The organism is Rahnella sp. PD12R, from assembly GCF_019200965.1.
In the GTDB taxonomy this organism is placed as follows: Bacteria; Pseudomonadota; Gammaproteobacteria; order Enterobacterales; family Enterobacteriaceae; genus Rahnella; species Rahnella laticis.
The window spans coordinates 21869-39071 of sequence record NZ_JAHTMS010000009.1; the positions used below are offsets into that span (position 1 = coordinate 21869).

The following is a 17203-nucleotide window of genomic DNA, read 5'->3' on the forward strand; positions in this document are numbered from 1 at the left end:
CTCTTTTCTTTTTCATGTGCTGACTCAGGCGGCGCGGTGGCGGCCGGGGATCGCATCAATCAGCTGCCGTGTGTAATCGCTGGAAGGCAGCGCAAACACGTCTTCCACGTTGCCGGAATCCACCTGTTGCCCGCGGTTGAGCACCGAGACGCTGTGGGAGATTTGCCGGACGGTCGCCAGATCGTGCGAGATAAACAAATAGGTGAGGCCGAGCGAATCCTGAAGCTGCTGAAGCAGGGTCAGAATTTGCGCCTGTACGGTGACGTCGAGCGCCGAAGTCGCTTCGTCGAGCACCAGCACTTTCGGTTCAAGGATCAGCGCGCGGGCAATCGCCACACGCTGACGCTGGCCGCCGGAAAGCTCACGCGGTTTGCGGCCCAGCAGTTCTTCCGGCAGCGCCACGCGGCGGGCGATATCCAGAACGCGCTCCCGGCGCACTGCTGACGGGATTTTTTCGAAGTTCAGCAGCGGTTCTTCAATTACGCTGAACAAGGTCTGCGACGGATCGAGCGAGGCAAACGGGTTCTGATAGACCAGCTGAATTTTACGGCGCACCTGACGCAGCGCTTCGCCTTTGAGGCGCGTGATGTCTTCGCCGTCGATCAGTACGCGGCCGCTGTCCGGTTTCTGAAAACCGAGCAGAATGCGCGCCAGCGTGGTTTTACCCGAGCCGGATTCGCCGACCAGAGAATGCGTGGTGCCGCGCGGAATGCTGAAAGAGACGTTATCAACGGCGCGGAATGCCGCCTGATGTTTACCGCCCAGTGAGAAATCATGGGTGACATTTTCGACCACCAGCACCGGTTCTGCGACGGCGGCAATATGCGCGCGATGGCGGCCTGAAAGGGCAGGGACGTCGGCAAACAGCTGGCGGGTGTATTCGCTTTTCGGCGCGTTCAGCACTTCCGCCGTCACGCCCTGTTCCTGCACTTTGCCGTTGCGAAACACCAGCAAACGGTCAGCGCGTTCGGCGGCAATCGCCAGATCGTGCGTGACCAGCAAAACGGCAGTGCCGGATTCGCGGCGCAAATCGTCAATCAAATCCAGAATGCGTTTTTGTACTGTGACGTCGAGCGCGCTGGTCGGTTCGTCGGCAATGATCAGCGCCGGTTGCAGCGCAATGGCAATGGCAATCAGCACGCGCTGTTTCATGCCGCCGGAAAGTTCGTGCGGATACTGTTTCGCGCGCTGTTCCGGGTGCGTGAGGCCTACGCGGGTCAGCAGTTCCACCACGCGTGCGTCGCGCTGAACGCGCGGCAGACGCTGGTGGATATCCAGAATTTCGGCAACCTGTGAACCGATGGTTTTCACCGGATCCAGAGAACTGGTCGGGTCCTGCGGGATCAGGCTGATGCGTGCGCCGCGCAGGGCATCCAGGCGGCGCTGCGACCACTGGCTGATGTCGGTGCCGTTCAGGCGGATTTCGCCCTGTTCGATATGACCGTTCTCCGCCAGAAGGCCGATGATCGACTGCGCGGTCGTGGTTTTACCGGAACCGGATTCGCCCACCAGCGCCAGCACTTCTCCGGCGTTAATGGAAAATGAGACGTTGTGGACGACAGCTTTGCCGTCATAGGCAATCGTCAGATTATCCAGCTCAAGAACGGGTGCGGCGTGGTTATTCAAAATCGCCTGTGTGCTCATCGTGTTCTCCTGCGCAATGACTGGCTGATGCGGTTAGCGGAAAGCACCACCAGCACCACAACGACGCCGGGGAAGGTGGTCAGCCACCAGGCGGTTGAAATGTAGTTACGGCCTTCGGCAATCAGCAACCCCCATTCCGGCGTCGGCGGCGGTGTGCCGTAACCGAGGAAACTCAGGGTGGAAATCGCCAGAATCGCACTGCCAAATTGCAATGCCGAGAAGGCGATGACCGAGGTCAGCGAGTTCGGCAGAATGTGCCGCCAGAGGATCGAGAAGAAGGTGCCGCCGCTGCCATAGGCCGCTTCGACGTAATCGCTGTGGCGTACCAAAACCACTTCGGCGCGGGCGAGGCGGGCGAAGTTGGCGACGGAGGTGACCCCGACGGCAATCGCCGCGTGAACCGTGCCGAAGCCGAGCAAAATGATGACGCTCAGTGACAACAGCAGGCCGGGAATCGACAGCAACACGTCGTTGATGCGCATGACAATTGCGTCAACAATGCCGCCGCTGGCACCGGCTGCCAGCCCTAAGGCAGTGCCGAACACCAGCCCGAGCGCAACGGCGACCAGAGCGCCGGAGAGTGAATGCGACGCGCCGTAAACGATACGGGCGTACACGTCGCGGCCGAGCTGATCGGTGCCCAGCCAGTGACCGGCCTGCGGTGCCAGACGCTGCGCGCCCGCGATGCCTTCGGTGCCGCTGTAACCGGTAAACCAGCCGGGCGCGACGGCCCATAAAATCACGGTCGCGATCACCAGCCAGGCGATGATCAGCCCCGGCTGTAAACGGGCCGGTTTCCAGCGGCGGCGCTGTATGGCGGGCAGGGAAAGCGTGCTTTTACCCAGCGGTAAGCTGCTCATGCGGTGGCTCCCTTTGTGTTTTTCGAGGCGTTAGCTTTAAGGCGCGGATCAAGCAGCGGATAAAGCAAATCGACCAGTAAATTGATGCCGACAAATGCGGCGGCGGAAATCACCACAATCGCCTGTAAAACCGCGACGTCCTGATTGTTCACCGCCTGCTGAGTCAGTTGCCCGAGTCCGTTCAGGCCAAATACCGTTTCGGTGATCAGCGCCCCGGCGATCAGTTCGCCAAACAGCAAGCCGGCGATCGTCAGCACCGGAAGCAGGGCGTTGCGCGCCACATGACGCCACAACACGCCGCTGCGGCTGGCGCCTTTGGCGCGGGCGACGGCGACGAACGGCTGGGTCTGCACCTGATCAATGCTGCGGATCAGGATCTGCGCCAGCGGTGCTGAAATCGGCACGGCCAGCGTCACCACCGGCAAAATCAGCCCGACCCATTCCCCCGGATTGATCACCGGGATCCAGCGCAGATGGAAAGAGAAAAACTGAATCAGCGCGATGCCGAGCCAGAAGGTCGGAATGGAAATAAACAGCGACGGCACCGACTGCAACAGGTTTTTCAGCCAGCCGAAATGCAGCAGGCTGGAGATAAACGCCAGCGCAAAAGCCACCACGGCGGCGAGTGCGAAACCCATCAGCGCCAGCCGCAGCGTCGGCGGAAAGTTGCTGCTGAGTAATTCAGTGACCGGTACGCCAGCCTGAATCGAATAGCCCAGATCCCCGCGCAGGAAATTCCCCAGTGTATGCAGATATTGCTGCACCAGCGGCACATCCGCGCCATAGGCCGCGCGCATATCGGCGATTTGCGCCGGGCTTAGCCCCATGTCCGGGTTCTGGAATTTAATCAGAATGGCATCGCCCGGCAGCACTTGCAGGAGAATGAAGGAAACGGTAAACGCTGCCCACAACACCAGCAAAGCCTGCCCAAAACGACCGCTAACGTATCGGTTCATGATTCACTCCTGCCTGTTAGTGCTTTTCAAGCCATGCGCCGTAGAAGCTCGGACGGCCAACGGCTTCGAAGCTCACGCCTTTGAAATAAGGCGCACCGGCAAAGACCTGCGGCTCTTCGAAAATTGGGATCACGTAAGCCTGATCGAGCAGGTAGTTCTGCACGTCACCGGCCAGCGCCAGACGTTTTTTCGGATCCACTTCGGCTGAAATCGCCACCAGCAGGTCATTCAGTTTGTCGTCACGGAAGCTTTTCACCTTGCTGCTCAGGCCACCTTTTTGCAGTAACGCATCGCGGTTGGTCGGGTAGAAGGAGCTTTTAATGACGTCCGGATCGGCGCGGCCCACTTCCACCACGTTCGCCGGCGTTTTTTCCGGATCCAGGTTGTCCGCCACGCGGCTGCCCGCATCACCGGCCAGAATGTTCAGCTTCGCGCCGACCTGATTCCACTGCTGCGAAACCAGCTGCAAGACTTCTTTGTTCTGCGGCTGCGGCAGGGATTCATAAATGGTCAGCGACAGCGTTTTGCCATCTTTCTGGCGCAGGCCGTTCGGGCCCGGTTTCCAGCCTGCTTCATCCAGCAGCTTTTTCGACAGCGTCGGGTCATACGTCAGTTTGTTGCTCAGATCCACGTAACCGGCGGCGGTTTTGGCGATGACGGAGGTGGCCTGCGGATAGTTTGGCGAGAACAGCGTATCGACCACCTGTTTGCTGTTGGTGGCGTGCAGCAGCGCCTGACGGACTTTGAGATCAGACACCAGCGCGTTGTCCGGGCGGAACGAAATGCTGTCGTTCACGCCTTTAGTTGGCGCGGCATAAATCGGGAAGTTCTGGTCTTTGGCCTGTTTCTCGTCATACGCCTGAACCTGACGGATGAAATCAGCCTGCCCGGCCAGCAGCGCGCCGATACGCACGCTGTCTTCGCCGGTGACGATCACTTTGATGCCGTCGAGATTGGCGCGGCCCTGCTGTTTGAGGTTTTTCGGCCCCCAGTTGTAATCTTTGCGCGCCGTCAGATCGACTTCACGACCGAGCGTTTCTTTGCTGACGACGAACGGGCCGGAACCGATGATGTGCGTCGCATCGCCCAGCGCATCGAAATTGCGATCCAGCGTGCTCAGTGACACCAGCCCGGAGCCGATGGTCGCCGTGCCTTGCAGGAAGCCCGGCGAGGATTTTTTGAAGTAGAACTTCACGGTCAGCGGGTCAATCACTTCGCTGTGGTCGTAGTTGTTAATCACTTCGGAAACCGGCAGATGGCGTTCTTTATTGCCCAGCCCGTAGGTGTCGAAGTTTTTCGCCACGGCGTTGGCATCAAGCGGCGTGCCGTCGGAGAAGGTCACGCCCGGACGCAGCTTGAAAGTGTATTCGGTTTTATCGGCGTTGAAGCTCCAGGACTCGGCAATCCACGGTTCGACTTCCAGCGTCTTAGGGTTCTGATAGGTCAGTTTGTCAGTGATCTGATTGAGGATGCCGCCGTTCGGGTAAAAGCCACCGGCCGGAGGATACAAATTGGTGTGCGCCTGTTGTTCGAGATAAACCAGCGTTCCGCCCTGAACCGGCGTTGGATCGGCGGCAAAAACGGCGGAAGAACTGGTGATCAATACCCCTAAAGCCAGTGCGCGTGTGACCGCGTTTTTCCGGCGAAGAATGTGCATAGTGAGACCCTTTTTATTTTTGGCGATGTCTGGCAGATGAATCACTTTTTATTCATATAGAACGAAAGTGCTGGTTCCATAACAAACCAATTTAAAGGGGAGGTGAACGAAGGAATTTCGCATTACTTAGCTGCAATGTGGGAATGTGTGAGGCGCAGAAAGAAAAAAACCAGCGGCTAATCCGGACGGGTGGACCGGATAACCGCTGGCGATCATCAAAAATGATGAGCTAAGGAGAAACTGAGGTCGTCAGTGATCTTTTAATGCAGCTTCTGTGCCAGTTTTTATTTCAGGCTGCGTTTTTACCTGTTTGCTGCGGCTGAGGAAGGCGTTCAGCAAAATTGCGCCAAACGTTGCCGTGCCGATACCGCCCATGCTGAAGCCGCCCAGACTCAGGGTAAAGTTGCCTGCGCCCAGTACCAGCGTGACCGCGACCATGATGAGATTGCCGTTAAGACCCAGATCCACCTGGTTTTGTACCCAGATGCGCGCACCGGCGACGGCAATCAATCCGAACACCACAATCGACGCACCGCCCAATACCGGGCCGGGAATGGTGTGGATCAGTGCACCAAATTTGGGCGAAAAGCCCAACACAATGGCAACGATGGCAGCAGCGACGAAAATCAGCGTGGAATAAATTTTTGTCACCGCCATGACGCCGATGTTTTCCGCGTAGGTTGTCACGCCGGTTCCGCCCGCAGAGGCCGACAATAATGTCGCCAGTCCGTCGCCGACAAACGCGCGGCCCATGTACGGATCGAGATTTTTACCGGTCATGCCCGCGACCGCTTTAATGTGCCCGAGGTTTTCCGCCACCAGAATCACGGCCACCGGCGCAATCATCAGCATCGCGTGGGTGTTGAACACCGGCGTGGTGATAGTCGGCAGGCCAAACCACGGCGCCTGCGCGACGGCGGAGAAATCCACCGGTGCGCCCAGCCCCATGACGTTTGTGACCAGCATATAAATCAGATACGCCGCCACCAGCCCGAGCAGCAGAAGTAAACGCTGCACCAGCCCGCGGGTGAAAACGGCCACCGAGCCAATACACAGCACGGTGACCACCGCCATCCAGCTGTCAAACGACGACGCCGAGACGCTGTTAATGGCAATCGGCGCGAGGTTCAGACCAATCGCCATCACCACCGCACCGGTCACAACCGGCGGCATCAGGCGTTCAATCCAGCGCGTACCGACCGCCATCACCACAAAACCAATCAGCGTATAAATGACGCCGCAGGCAATAATCCCGCCGAGCGCGACGCCGATATTCGGATTCGCGCCGTGGCCGCTGTAGCCAGTCACCGCAATCACCAGCCCGACAAACGCCGCGCTCGACCCGAGGTAACTCGGCACGCGTCCGCCGACCACCAGGAAAAACAGCAGGGTGCCGATGCCGGACATCAGGATCGCCATGTTGGCGTCAAACCCCATCAGCAGCGGCATTAATACCGTCGCGCCGAACATGGCGACGGTATGTTGCAGACCCATAATCACCGTCGGCCCTAACGGCAGCCGTTCGTCCGGCGCAATAACGGCGCCATCCAGATTGCCTTCTCTTTTACGCCACTTTGGAAACCAGGAAGTATTAGCCATTCTTAATTTGACCTTCAGATGAGTTAACAGGCTGACTGCCGCTTCAGCGGGTGATAGCGGCGGTCGAAATACACCAGTCCGTGGCGTTCGTCGTTGCGGGTGATCGCGACGGCTTCGCAAAACAAAATATCGTGGGTGCCGACGCGGGTGACTTGCGTGATTTTGCAATCAAACGAGACCAGCGCATCGGTGAGAATGGGAGAACCGGTGGAAAGGGATGACCATTCGGCGGCGTCAAAGCGTTGTTCCATTGGCGTTTTTCCGCCGAATAAATTGGACAGCGATTCATGGCAGTCAGCCAGTGTGTTGACGCAGAGCACCTGATTTTCGGTAAAGGCCGGATACACCGACGCCGAGCGGTTCAGGCAAACGAGCAGGGTCGGCGGTGAGTCGGTGACGCTGCACACGGCGGATGCGGTAAAGCCTGCGCGACCGCCGGAGCCATCGGTGGTGATGATGTTAACGGCAGAACCGAGATGCGCCATCGCATCGCGGAACGCCTGTTTTTCAACGGCGGGTTGTTTTTCAATGGCCGGTAAAGCCGGCGTGGCGGTTAATGTTTCGGCCATGTTGTCTCCGTGGGCAGGCGATGGGAAGGCGCGGCAGGTTTTTGCGATGAATGCCGTTGCAGCCATTCCAGTAAAATCGGGTTAAACGTTTCCGGGGCGGTCACGCTCATGGCATGGCCGCCGTACAGCATTTGTGTGTGTTCGCCGTTCGGCAGGCGTTCGGCGAGATCGGCAGAACGCATCCACGGCACCAGCAAATCATCTTTGCAGCTGAACGCCAGCGTGGGCGCGATGACCTGCCCGAGCGTTTGGGTCAGGTCGGAATTCATCAGCGCCTGTAAACGGTGAAGCAGATTTTCCATTCCCTGAAAATGCGTCACCTGATGCTGGCGCTCATCCTGAAGTAATGCGTCGTTGGCCGACAGCCAGTCGCCCGGATACAGAAACAGCGGTTGTGCCTGTACGTAGGCATCGACGCCGCTGTTGAGCATTAAATTCTGGCGGACTTCAAAGCAGCGGCGCGTCTGGTTGTCGAGCTTCGCCCAGCCGTTGATCACCACCAGGCTTTGCAGCAGCGCGGGATAACGCAGTGCCAGATGCAGGCCAATAATGCCGCCGAGCGCGTGACCCACCAGATGGCAGCGGGTGATATCCAGTTCGTTGAGTAGTCCGGCGAGTTCATCCGCCATATCTTCCATCCGGTAACCGGCGGGCACTGTGCCTTTGCTGACGCCAGTTCCGTGCTGGTCATAAATGATGACGCGGAAATACCCGCTCAGCATCTCCAACTGGGGTTGCCAGAAACTGCCTAAACCGCCGAGGCCGGAGGAAAGCACCACGGTTTCGGCGTCTGCATTATTCTTACCCAATACCTTGTAATACATGATGTTTCCTCAAGGTTTTCAGGAGAACGGATCCCGGTGTTTTACTTGCCGATGTGCGCGATGGTCGCGATTTCAATCAGTGCGCCCGGTTTGACCAGCCCGCACTGAATGCAGAATCGCGCCGGTTTTTCGCCCGGAAAATACTCAGCGTAAACCTGATTCACGGCGGCGTAATTCGCCCAGTCGGTAATGAAAATCGAGTTCATGGTGACGTCATCCATTGTGCCGCCCGCGGTTTCAATCACGCTTTTGATGGTTTCCAGCACATGGCGGGTTTGCGCGGCGGCATCGCCCGGATGCACGACGTTATTGTCTTTATCAAAAGGCAGTGTGCCGGAGACGTAGACCACGCCGTCGGCCAGCGTTCCCGGAACAAACGGTGCCAGCGGAACGCCGCTGCCAGCCGGAATAATGGCACTTTTAGGCATATTGCTATTTCCTTTTCATAAAGCCGTTATGCGGCGTTTTGTTTAGCGTCATAACCCACGGCGTCGCAGAAGCTGCGGACGCTGGAGACCCAGCCAAAGAACGTTTCGATGTTATAAATCGCCGCTTTTTGCGCGAATTCCGGGCCAGCCTGATGGGTGGCGTCTTCTAGCACCACGCCGAAATATTCGAGGAAGAAACCGTCACGCAGCGTGGATTCCACGCACACGTTGGTGGCGATGCCGGTAAACACCAGATGGTGAATGCCGTAACTGCGCAGCAGGCTGTCGAGCTGGGTGTTGAAGAATCCGCTGTAGCGCGGTTTTGGCAGCACGATGTCGCCCGGCTGTGGCCGGAGTTCATCCACCAGGTCGTAATCCCAGTCGCCTTTTGCCAGTAATTTTCCCATCAGCTCCGGGCGTTTACGCATGGTTTTCAGCGCGTTGGATTTGTGGAAGTTTGGTGAACCGGCACCACCGGCCTCAACGTACTGGTTGTCCCAGCCGTTCTGGAAGAAGATCACTTTGATGCCTGCGGCGCGCGCGGCGGCAATGGCCACTTTGATGTTGGCGATCACCGGCGCAGTGGCGGAAACGTCAAAACCGGCTAAATCCAGATAACCGCCCTGTGAGGCGTACGCATTCTGCATATCCACCACAATCAGCGCCGTTTGCTGTGGCGTAAACGCAATGGCTTCCGGGCGGGCCGTGAGAATGGTTTCCTCGCCGCTGTTCTCAGGTTCACGGCGGACAATGGTCTGATTTTCAACAATGTTCATTACGCCACCTCTTTCTGCTGCGTTGCGATGTGCTGGCGGGTTTTCATTAACGGCTGGATGAAACGGCCAAAGTTTTCGATGCCTTCCACAAAATCGTCGAAGGTCAGCAGGACGCCACCTGCGCCGGGTACGCTGTCGATTTCATCAAGCATTCTGGCGACGCTGGCGTAGGAGCCGACCAGCGTGCCCATGTTGATATTGACCGCTGACGTGGGGTCGGCCATCTGGCGGACATTGGTGTCGGCACCGGATTTGGTATCTTTGCTGCTCTGATCGGTGAGCCACGCCAGTGCGTCAGCATCGGCGCCTTCTTTATACAGTTCCCATTTGGCACGGGCGGCGGCGTCGGTTTCATCCGCAATGACCATAAAGAGCACGTAAGAGGAGACGTCGCGGCCTTCGGCTTCCGCCGCCGTTTTCATGCGCGCGGCGGTCGGCGCAAACGCGGTTGGCGTGTTAACGCCTTTGCCAAAGCAGAAGTTGAAATCGGCGTGTTTAGCAGAGAACGCCATACCTGCGTCGCTTTGTCCGGCGCAGATCACTTTCATTTCAGACTGCGGGCGCGGGCTCACGCGGCAGTCGTCCATCTTGAAGAATTCGCCGTCGAGCGTGCAGTGGCCGGTGCCCCACAGGTCGCGCAGGACGCTGACATATTCGGTCAGATAGTCATAACGGCGGCTGAAATAGTCGTCGCCCGGCCACATGCCCATTTGTTCGTATTCCGGCTTCTGCCAGCCGGTGACGACGTTCACGCCAAAACGGCCGTTGGAGATGGAATCAATCGTGGCGGCCATGCGCGCTACAATCGCCGGTGGCATCACCAGCGTGGCGGCGGTGGCGTAAAGCTGGATGCGGGAGGTCACGGCGGCAAGGCCCGCCATCAGCGTGAACGACTCCATGTTGTGTTCCCAGAATTCGGTTTTACCGCCGAAGCCGCGCAGTTTGATCATCGAGAGCGCGAAGTCGAAATGGTAGTGTTCCGCCTTCTGCACGATGGTTTTGTTCAGTTCAAAAGTCGGTTTGTACTGTGGCGCGGTTTCAGAAATTAACCAGCCGTTGTTGCCGATAGGAATGAAGACACCGATTTTCATAGCTCACCTCAGTTGAAGATTCATTTTTCAATACAAGGGCTTGCGAAAATCTCTGCGCGGCTTGAGTGCGTCCTGCGGGTTCCGAATTGCACCGTGCTGAAATTTCCTAACGGGGTGAGTATTGCAAGGGCAGTGCCACTTTTTTAAATGTGATGGTTATCAATAAGTTAAAAATATGTTCTGATCTGGGGTGGAGCAAATGGTCTGTTTCAGACCATCTGGTCAAAACAAACTGCACATAAATCAGGCAGGAATGTCCGCAAATGGTGCGTTTTTGTTAAATAACGCAATTGGTGTGGTTATTTATTTGTTGTCTAATTGGCCCGGCTTATAGCGATAGTCGCGTTTATCCCTATTTGTTATGATTTCCCCCTCGCTGTTTGTCTCAGGAAATCCTTGTGAAGCCATTGGTCGAACCTCCTCAGCCCGCCGGGGACAGTCAGTCCCGCAAAACCGGGGTGAAAGCACCGACGCGCCGCTCGCGGGCTGTCGCCGCCAAACGTGGCAATATCATGGCCGCCGCGCTGGAGTTTTTCTCGCTGTACGGTATTCACGGCACCAGCCTGGATCAGGTCGCTGAGCGTGCCGATGTCTCAAAAACCAATCTGCTGTATTACTTCCCGTCGAAAGAAGATCTGTATATCGCCGTGCTGAAAGGGCTGCTGGATATCTGGCTGGCACCGCTGAAAGCGCTGCAACGGGATCAGCATCCGCTTGAAGCAATACGTGAATATATCCGCCTGAAACTCTGTGTTTCCCGCGATCATCCGCAGGCGTCGCGCCTGTTTTGTCTGGAGATGGTGCAGGGCGCGCCGCTGCTGAAACAGGAACTTGGCGGCAGCCTGAAAACGCTGGTGGAAGACAAATCGGATGTGATCCGCGGCTGGATCAAAGATGAATTAATTGCGCCGGTTGACCCGATGCAGCTGATTTTTATGCTGTGGGCAACCACGCAGCATTACGCCGATTTTGGTGTGCAGGTGGAAGCCATCACCGGCAAAACGCTCAACGATCCTGAGTTTTTCGAACTGACCGTGAGCAATGTGCAGCGCATTATTACCGAAGGCATACAGCTTCGGGCTTGAAGAGGTCAGGATGGATTCGGTTTCACAATTAGTCTTGGGCGCCGCCGTGGGTATCGCGGTGATGGGTAAGCGGACGCCGGTGTGGAAATCCGCGCTGGCGGGCGCGGTCTGCGGAACGTTGCCGGATCTGGATGTTTTCTACGATCACGGTGACGCCATCAGCAATATGACGCAGCACCGCACGGACACTCATGCGTTGTTGTATCTCACGCTGGTTTCGCCGCTGCTCGCCTGGATGATGGCGAAAATTTTCAGCGCCGGGCAGCACTTCAGACGCTGGTGCGGCACGGTCTGGCTGGCGCTGATCACGCATCCGCTGCTCGATTTAATGACGGTCTATGGCACGCAGCTGGGTATCCCTTTTACGCATTATCCGTTTGCAGTCGGCAGCATTTTTATCGTCGATCCGTTGTATACGTTGCCGCTGATCATCGGTGTCGGGCTGGCGCTGTACCGTGAGCAACAGCGCGGGATTATGTGGAATAACGTGCTGCTGGGCGTGAGCTGTTTGTATCTGGTCTGCACGGTTATCGAGCAGCATCAGGTGACGGTGCACGTCAGCGAAGAATTGCAGCGGCAGAACATCGAAAGCACGCAGGTTCTGGTGACGCCGACGCCGCTCAACTCACTGGTGTGGCGCGTGGTGGTGATGAATAAAGACAGCTACGGTGAGGGTTTTACATCGCTGCTGCACCCGGATTCCCCGATCCGTTTCCGCTTTTATCCGCGCGGAGAAGCACTCTACGAAGCGCATAAAGACAATGCGTTTCTTGCCCGCGTCGCGTGGTTCAGTCACGGATTTTTCAGTGTAAAAGAGCAGGGCGGGCATATTCTGGTGAGCGATTTACGCATGGGTCAGGAACCGGATTACACCTTTGTATTTGATCTTGGCGAGATGAAAGCCGGAGAACCGCCTGAATTACCGGTCAAAGTGGCCTCGGTCAGACCGTCAGCGCTTAAAATGTGGCGGCAGTTCAGACAGGCGCTGGATGTTGAGTAAGTCACCTAAGAGAAAGGAGCCGTAAAGGCTCCTTTCTGCTATTACTGGTTCGCTCAGGCGCGGCGGCTTCTGCTTCGCAGCCAGTAGCCAATGCCGAGGATCACGAACCAGAGCGGCGTAACCATCAGCGCCTGACGGGTGTCATCCTGCAAAGTCAGCAGCACAAGCACGAAGGCGAAGAACGCCATGCATACCCAGCACATGATTTTGCCGAGCGGCATTTTGTAGATGGAGGCTTCGTGAAGTTGCGGACGTTTACGACGGTAGACCAGATACGAGCAGAGGATGATGGTCCAAACGAACATAAACAGAATCGCAGAAACAGTGGTGACCAGCGTGAAGACCGTCACCACGTTCGGGATCAGGTAAATCAGCACCACACCGCCAAGCAGGCAGATGCAGGAGAAGGTCAGCCCGTTAGACGGCACGGCGCGGGAAGAGAGTTTGCCGAACGCTTTCGGCGCATTGCCTTCCTGAGCCAGACCAAACAGCATGCGGCTGGTGGAGAATACGCCGCTGTTGGCGGAAGAAGCAGCAGAGGTCAGTACGACAAAGTTGATGATGCTCGCCGCAGCCGGCAGACCGGCCAGAACAAACAGCTCAACAAACGGGCTTTTATCCGCAACAACGTGGCTCCACGGTGTGACTGACATAATCATGATCAGCGAGAAAACGTAGAACATGATGATGCGCAGCGGGATTGCGTTGATGGCGCGTGGCAGCGATTTCTGCGGATCTTTCGTCTCGGCAGCCGTTGTGCCCACCAGCTCAATCCCGACAAAGGCGAACACCGCAATCTGGAAACCGGCGAAGAATCCGCTGACACCTTTCGGGAAGAATCCGCCATCGTTCCACAGGTTACTGAAAGCAGCGACGGTGCCGGTAGGGGTCTGGAAATGCGTCAGAACCATTACCAGCCCGGCAATAATCAGCCCGACAATGGCGACGATTTTGATCATCGCGAACCAGAATTCCATCTCACCAAACATTTTGACGGTGGCCAGGTTCAGGCTGAGGAGAACCAGAACGCAGAGCAGCGAGGCGATCCATTGTGAAAGACCGGGGAACCAGAATTGTGCGTAGGCGGTGATGGCGACGACGTCGGCGATGCCGGTAACGACCCAGCAGAACCAGTATGTCCAGCCGGTGAAATAGCCGGCCCACGGACCGAGAAGGTCGGCGGCAAAATCGCTGAAGGATTTGTATTCAAGATTGGAAAGGAGCAGTTCGCCCATCGCACGCATGACGAAAAACAGCATAAAGCCGATGATCATATACACGAAGATGATGGAAGGACCGGCGAGACTGATGGTTTTTCCGGAGCCCATAAACAGGCCGGTACCGATGGCACCGCCGATGGCAATAAGCTGAATATGGCGGTTAGAGAGGTTTCGCCGCAAGCCTTCTGCGTTCTCTTCCTCTGACTGTGTGAGGATTTTTGACTCTTCTTGCATGTTGTATTGATTCCTGTTTTTTGCTTTTGCGTATGAACTCCGCCATATCGCATTTATTTATGTCAGTAAATTGAGCTCTCAATGGCTCTTTTGTCAGCCCATCTGGAACGACAGCGGGGATGACCGGTGTAATAGTAATGTTATATGCGCATTTATTATAACTGGCATGAAAAATGCCGCCGAAAAAAATGTATCGTATTTTTTACAACGTGGATAACTGAGTGTTAATTAATCAAATATCAGTGACTGCGACGCGAATAATACCGTTTTTCACTGTGATGGGCTTCACAATTATCACTGAGAATAACTGCAAAAAAAGTATGGATAAGCGTTTGACATCATCCGTTGAGAAGAGAATAATCCGTCCCGTTGGGTCGTTAGCTCAGTCGGTAGAGCAGTTGACTCTTAATCAATTGGTCGGCGGTTCGAACCCGCCACGACCCACCAACATTTTAGTTATCAATGAGTTGTGATTCCCCTTTTCGTCATTCCTTTCTGTAATATTTTCCTGATTCTTCAATACCCTTATTTCGTTCTAATTCCGGAAATAAAAATTCGTGTGTTGCCTTAAATTTAATCGGTGAGTTCGGATTAGTTTTACTGTGGTTGAATAGGGTGAAATGCGGGATATAAGTTTTATGTAGCGGCTGTTTAACTTTACGGGTTCAGTATCTTCATTTTTGTGACAGGGAATATTAAGGTTTTCTTTGGCATGGCATTAATTTCCCGATGCTTTAACGTTGCAATCATGGATGTGATTTTGTTTTGCCCTGCCTGCTTCCGGTGCAACAATCTCTCCTAAAAAGAGTCGGACAAATGCGCGCACGCTGCTATTATTCGTGCATAAACTCAGGGAGATAACGATGAAAAAAACACTGGTGGCCTTGGCTGCTCTACTTTTAGCCGGGTGCGCAGCTAATCCTTACGAGCCGACACTTCAGGTCAAATCGTCGTTTGCCAATGCCAGCACCACACCGCCGGCGGGGCAAACGCATGTCAGATTGCACCGCATCGAGCAGTGGTCGGTGATACCTTTTGAAAAAACCTGTCCGCTGATCGTGATTTTAGATGGTCAGACCGTTGCATCGCTGCACTTTAATCAGTATGTGGATTTAAATGTGCCAAACGGCATGCGAACCATCGACGTGCGTCTTGCCTGTGCACTAACCAAAACGACCGGTTCGATTACTGTGGATGCGAACGGGAAACCTGTCAGTCTGGAAACAGACCGCAGTTTCTTCGGAACCTACAATATCCGGCAGAAAACCGCCGAATGACCGAAATGAAAAACCCGCTCCGGCGGGTTTTTTTTGGCTATTTTCGCAATGATTACGCGGGGAATATCAGGTATACGGTTTTGACCATTCCAGTATCTGATCGTGATGCAGCGGGCGGGAAAAATAGAAGCCCTGCACGGAATCACAACGCAGTTCTTCCAGACACATCAGCGTGTCGTTGTCTTCCACGCCTTCGGCGACGACCTGGTAACTCAGCGCGTGCGCCATTTCAATCATCGATTTGACGATCACTTTGCTTTTGCTGTCATTGCTGATGCCCTGAATCAGTGACTGATCCAGCTTTAACGTATCCGCCGGAATTTTTTGAAGGTAATTCAGGTTGCTGTAGCCGGAACCGAAATCGTCCAGCGCAATGCTGATACCCATTTGCCTCAGGGCATCCAGCGATGCGACGGCGTGCGGATTATTCGCCAGCGTCTGGGTTTCCAGACACTCGATTTCCAGCATCGACGGGGAAACCTGATGCAGGATCAGCGCGGTATGAATACGCTGAACCAAATCCTGTTCCACCAGATTATTGGCTGTCAGATTAATGGAAACCTGAATCTGCGCGCCGCGTTTTTGCCATTCGGCAATCTGCATTACGGCCTGAGTAATCACCCAGTTAGTCAGCGGCGTAATCAGCGGGGTTTTTTCTGCCAGAGGAATGAACTCTGAAGGTGAAATGACCCCGAGTGTCGGGTGCTGCCAGCGGATCAGCGCTTCCACACCCTGGAATTTTTTGTCAGCCAGACGAATTTTTGGCTGATAAACCAGATGAAAATCTTCGCAGGAGGCGACGGTCGCCATCAGGTCATTTAGCAAATTGAAGGCACGCAGCTGGATAACATCGGATTCCCGCTGATACGGCATCACCAGCTGATTATTGCTGATGGCTTCATGCAGGGACGACATACCCTGTCGCATGGTGGTTTCCGCGCAGGAAGAGGTTGACGAAAAGACGGTGTAACCCGCGTGCAAGCGGACATTAATCGGGATATCGCTGGTAATGCTGCGCTGGATTTTAGCGGCGGCGATTTCCAGCTGATTGAAGATCTCCTGCTGTTCATCGAGCCGCTTAATCAGCGCAAAGCGGCCGAGCATCAGGCTGTAAACTTTGTCGTTTTCATTCAGTTCGCTGCGCAGGAAAGCCCCGACGTCTTTCAGAATGTTTTCGACTTTCGGAATGCCAATTGAGCGCCCGATGTCGTAGGCATAAAGCGTGTCGAGCGTATCAATCAGGATCAGCAGATAGGACGTATTGTCCGGCGTTTTGATCAGTTGCGCGATATCTTCCATCAGCCGCTGGCGGTTAGGCAGGCGCGTAACGATATCCACAAAGCTCATCGAGCTGCGCGATTCAATAATATCAATGACGATAGCGGCGAGATCCGAGAGCATTTCCATTTCCTGCACGGAAAAATCTCTCGGTTGTTTGTCGGCCAGACACAGGCTGCCGACGGCAAAACCATCGCGCGTGATTAGCGGGGCACCCGCGTAGAAGCGCATTCCCTCATCGGCGGTGACCAGCGGATTCTCGCTGAAACGTGGATCCTTTGTAGCATCGTTGACGACCATCACCGATGAAGAGCGGATGGTGTGATCACAAAACGCAATATCACGTGCGGTGTACTGTGTTGCCGTATTGGTTTTGGATTTAAACCACTGACGGTGCTGGTCAACCAGAGTAATGATGCAAATAGGAATATCGAAAATTTGCTGAGTCAGACGGGTAATCAGATCAAGCACTTCATCCGGATTGCTGTCCGCAATCTTGAGTTTTTGCAGCGCCGCAAGCCGTTTATTTTCGTTTGGATTCAGAACCCTTTTCATTCTGTACGACCTCTGATCGCCGATCTGGACGCGTTTAGTTATGCACTATAGCGTGACTCTGATTCATTTATCATTTTCTTTTTGTCCGTTTTGCGAGGGTTGCTGTCAGTTAGCAAGGCGCAGAAAGATATCGTTTGCGTACTATGGAAT

The 17203-nt window shown here is 55.3% G+C and carries 15 protein-coding genes and 1 tRNA gene; 4 read left to right on the forward strand and 12 right to left on the reverse strand.

Annotated features, from left to right (window positions below):
- Window positions 1-24: 24 nt before the first annotated feature.
- The 10 genes from KWG64_RS17590 to rutA form a co-directional block, all read right to left on the reverse strand.
- Complete coding sequence (locus tag KWG64_RS17590) at window positions 25-1644, reverse strand: ABC transporter ATP-binding protein (protein WP_218522648.1); 1620 nt, start codon at window positions 1642-1644, stop codon at window positions 25-27.
- Complete coding sequence (locus KWG64_RS17595) at window positions 1641-2504, reverse strand: ABC transporter permease (RefSeq protein WP_218522649.1); 864 nt, start codon at window positions 2502-2504, stop codon at window positions 1641-1643. The genes KWG64_RS17590 and KWG64_RS17595 overlap by 4 nt, the downstream gene beginning before the upstream one ends.
- Complete coding sequence (locus tag KWG64_RS17600; RefSeq protein ID WP_195822810.1) at window positions 2501-3460, reverse strand: ABC transporter permease; 960 nt, start codon at window positions 3458-3460, stop codon at window positions 2501-2503. Before KWG64_RS17600 ends, KWG64_RS17595 begins: the two co-directional genes overlap by 4 nt.
- Before the next feature lie 16 nt (window positions 3461-3476).
- On the reverse strand, window positions 3477-5117 hold the full coding sequence (locus KWG64_RS17605; protein WP_195814074.1) for a TIGR04028 family ABC transporter substrate-binding protein: 1641 nt from the start codon (window positions 5115-5117) through the stop codon (window positions 3477-3479).
- Window positions 5118-5366: 249 nt separating this feature from the next.
- On the reverse strand, window positions 5367-6716 hold the full coding sequence (rutG, locus tag KWG64_RS17610; protein ID WP_218522650.1) for a pyrimidine utilization transport protein G: 1350 nt from the start codon (window positions 6714-6716) through the stop codon (window positions 5367-5369).
- A 23-nt stretch (window positions 6717-6739) separates the two neighbouring features.
- Window positions 6740-7285 (reverse strand): NADH-dependent FMN reductase RutF, encoded by a 546-nt coding sequence (gene rutF / locus KWG64_RS17615; RefSeq protein ID WP_218522651.1) that lies wholly within the window; start codon window positions 7283-7285, stop codon window positions 6740-6742.
- Window positions 7270-8109: a pyrimidine utilization protein D gene (gene rutD, locus KWG64_RS17620; RefSeq protein WP_218522652.1), complete on the reverse strand. Its 840-nt coding sequence runs from the start codon at window positions 8107-8109 to the stop codon at window positions 7270-7272. Before rutD ends, rutF begins: the two co-directional genes overlap by 16 nt.
- A 41-nt stretch (window positions 8110-8150) precedes the next feature.
- On the reverse strand, window positions 8151-8537 hold the full coding sequence (gene rutC / locus KWG64_RS17625) for a pyrimidine utilization protein C (RefSeq protein WP_218522653.1): 387 nt from the start codon (window positions 8535-8537) through the stop codon (window positions 8151-8153).
- A 26-nt stretch (window positions 8538-8563) separates the two neighbouring features.
- Window positions 8564-9313, reverse strand: a complete 750-nt coding sequence (rutB, locus tag KWG64_RS17630) for a pyrimidine utilization protein B (protein WP_255562219.1) — start codon at window positions 9311-9313, stop codon at window positions 8564-8566.
- Entirely contained in the window at window positions 9313-10404 is a 1092-nt protein-coding gene (rutA, locus tag KWG64_RS17635) for a pyrimidine utilization protein A (RefSeq protein ID WP_195814069.1), read from the reverse strand. The genes rutB and rutA overlap by 1 nt, the downstream gene beginning before the upstream one ends.
- Before the next feature lie 398 nt (window positions 10405-10802).
- Between rutA and rutR the strand changes: the two genes are divergently transcribed.
- Together rutR and KWG64_RS17645 are read left to right on the forward strand one after the other, a co-directional pair.
- The gene (rutR, locus tag KWG64_RS17640; protein WP_195822815.1) at window positions 10803-11489 is read left to right on the forward strand and encodes an HTH-type transcriptional regulator RutR; all 687 of its coding nucleotides are present in this window, start codon (window positions 10803-10805) and stop codon (window positions 11487-11489) included.
- Window positions 11490-11499: 10 nt separating this feature from the next.
- Entirely contained in the window at window positions 11500-12489 is a 990-nt protein-coding gene (locus tag KWG64_RS17645) for a metal-dependent hydrolase (RefSeq protein WP_195814068.1), read from the forward strand.
- Window positions 12490-12542: 53 nt separating this feature from the next.
- Here KWG64_RS17645 and cycA read toward each other — a convergent pair whose 3' ends face one another.
- Complete coding sequence (gene cycA, locus KWG64_RS17650; RefSeq protein WP_152325557.1) at window positions 12543-13943, reverse strand: D-serine/D-alanine/glycine transporter; 1401 nt, start codon at window positions 13941-13943, stop codon at window positions 12543-12545.
- 371 nt (window positions 13944-14314) lie between these two features.
- Between cycA and KWG64_RS17655 the strand changes: the two genes are divergently transcribed.
- Both KWG64_RS17655 and KWG64_RS17660 read left to right on the forward strand, forming a co-directional pair.
- Window positions 14315-14390 (forward strand) — tRNA-Lys (locus KWG64_RS17655).
- A gap of 416 nt (window positions 14391-14806) precedes the next feature.
- On the forward strand, window positions 14807-15220 hold the full coding sequence (locus KWG64_RS17660) for a hypothetical protein (protein ID WP_195814066.1): 414 nt from the start codon (window positions 14807-14809) through the stop codon (window positions 15218-15220).
- 66 nt (window positions 15221-15286) lie between these two features.
- Here KWG64_RS17660 and KWG64_RS17665 read toward each other — a convergent pair whose 3' ends face one another.
- A complete protein-coding gene (locus KWG64_RS17665) occupies window positions 15287-17053 on the reverse strand; it encodes an EAL domain-containing protein (protein ID WP_218522654.1) in 1767 nt (588 codons plus the stop codon).
- Window positions 17054-17203 lie beyond the last annotated feature (150 nt).

Coding starts and splice junctions, on each gene's coding strand:
- rutC (WP_218522653.1), bottom strand. CDS start 8,537: ATGCCTAAAAGTGCCATTATTCCGGCTGGCAGCGGCGTTCCGCTGGCA.
- KWG64_RS17600 (WP_195822810.1), bottom strand. CDS start 3,460: ATGAACCGATACGTTAGCGGTCGTTTTGGGCAGGCTTTGCTGGTGTTG.
- rutG (WP_218522650.1), bottom strand. CDS start 6,716: ATGGCTAATACTTCCTGGTTTCCAAAGTGGCGTAAAAGAGAAGGCAAT.
- KWG64_RS17665 (WP_218522654.1), bottom strand. CDS start 17,053: ATGAAAAGGGTTCTGAATCCAAACGAAAATAAACGGCTTGCGGCGCTG.
- rutA (WP_195814069.1), bottom strand. CDS start 10,404: ATGAAAATCGGTGTCTTCATTCCTATCGGCAACAACGGCTGGTTAATT.
- KWG64_RS17590 (WP_218522648.1), bottom strand. CDS start 1,644: ATGAGCACACAGGCGATTTTGAATAACCACGCCGCACCCGTTCTTGAG.
- rutF (WP_218522651.1), bottom strand. CDS start 7,285: ATGGCCGAAACATTAACCGCCACGCCGGCTTTACCGGCCATTGAAAAA.
- rutB (WP_255562219.1), bottom strand. CDS start 9,313: ATGAACATTGTTGAAAATCAGACCATTGTCCGCCGTGAACCTGAGAAC.
- KWG64_RS17595 (WP_218522649.1), bottom strand. CDS start 2,504: ATGAGCAGCTTACCGCTGGGTAAAAGCACGCTTTCCCTGCCCGCCATA.
- cycA (WP_152325557.1), bottom strand. CDS start 13,943: ATGCAAGAAGAGTCAAAAATCCTCACACAGTCAGAGGAAGAGAACGCA.
- KWG64_RS17645 (WP_195814068.1), top strand. CDS start 11,500: ATGGATTCGGTTTCACAATTAGTCTTGGGCGCCGCCGTGGGTATCGCG.
- rutD (WP_218522652.1), bottom strand. CDS start 8,109: ATGTATTACAAGGTATTGGGTAAGAATAATGCAGACGCCGAAACCGTG.
- KWG64_RS17660 (WP_195814066.1), top strand. CDS start 14,807: ATGAAAAAAACACTGGTGGCCTTGGCTGCTCTACTTTTAGCCGGGTGC.
- KWG64_RS17605 (WP_195814074.1), bottom strand. CDS start 5,117: ATGCACATTCTTCGCCGGAAAAACGCGGTCACACGCGCACTGGCTTTA.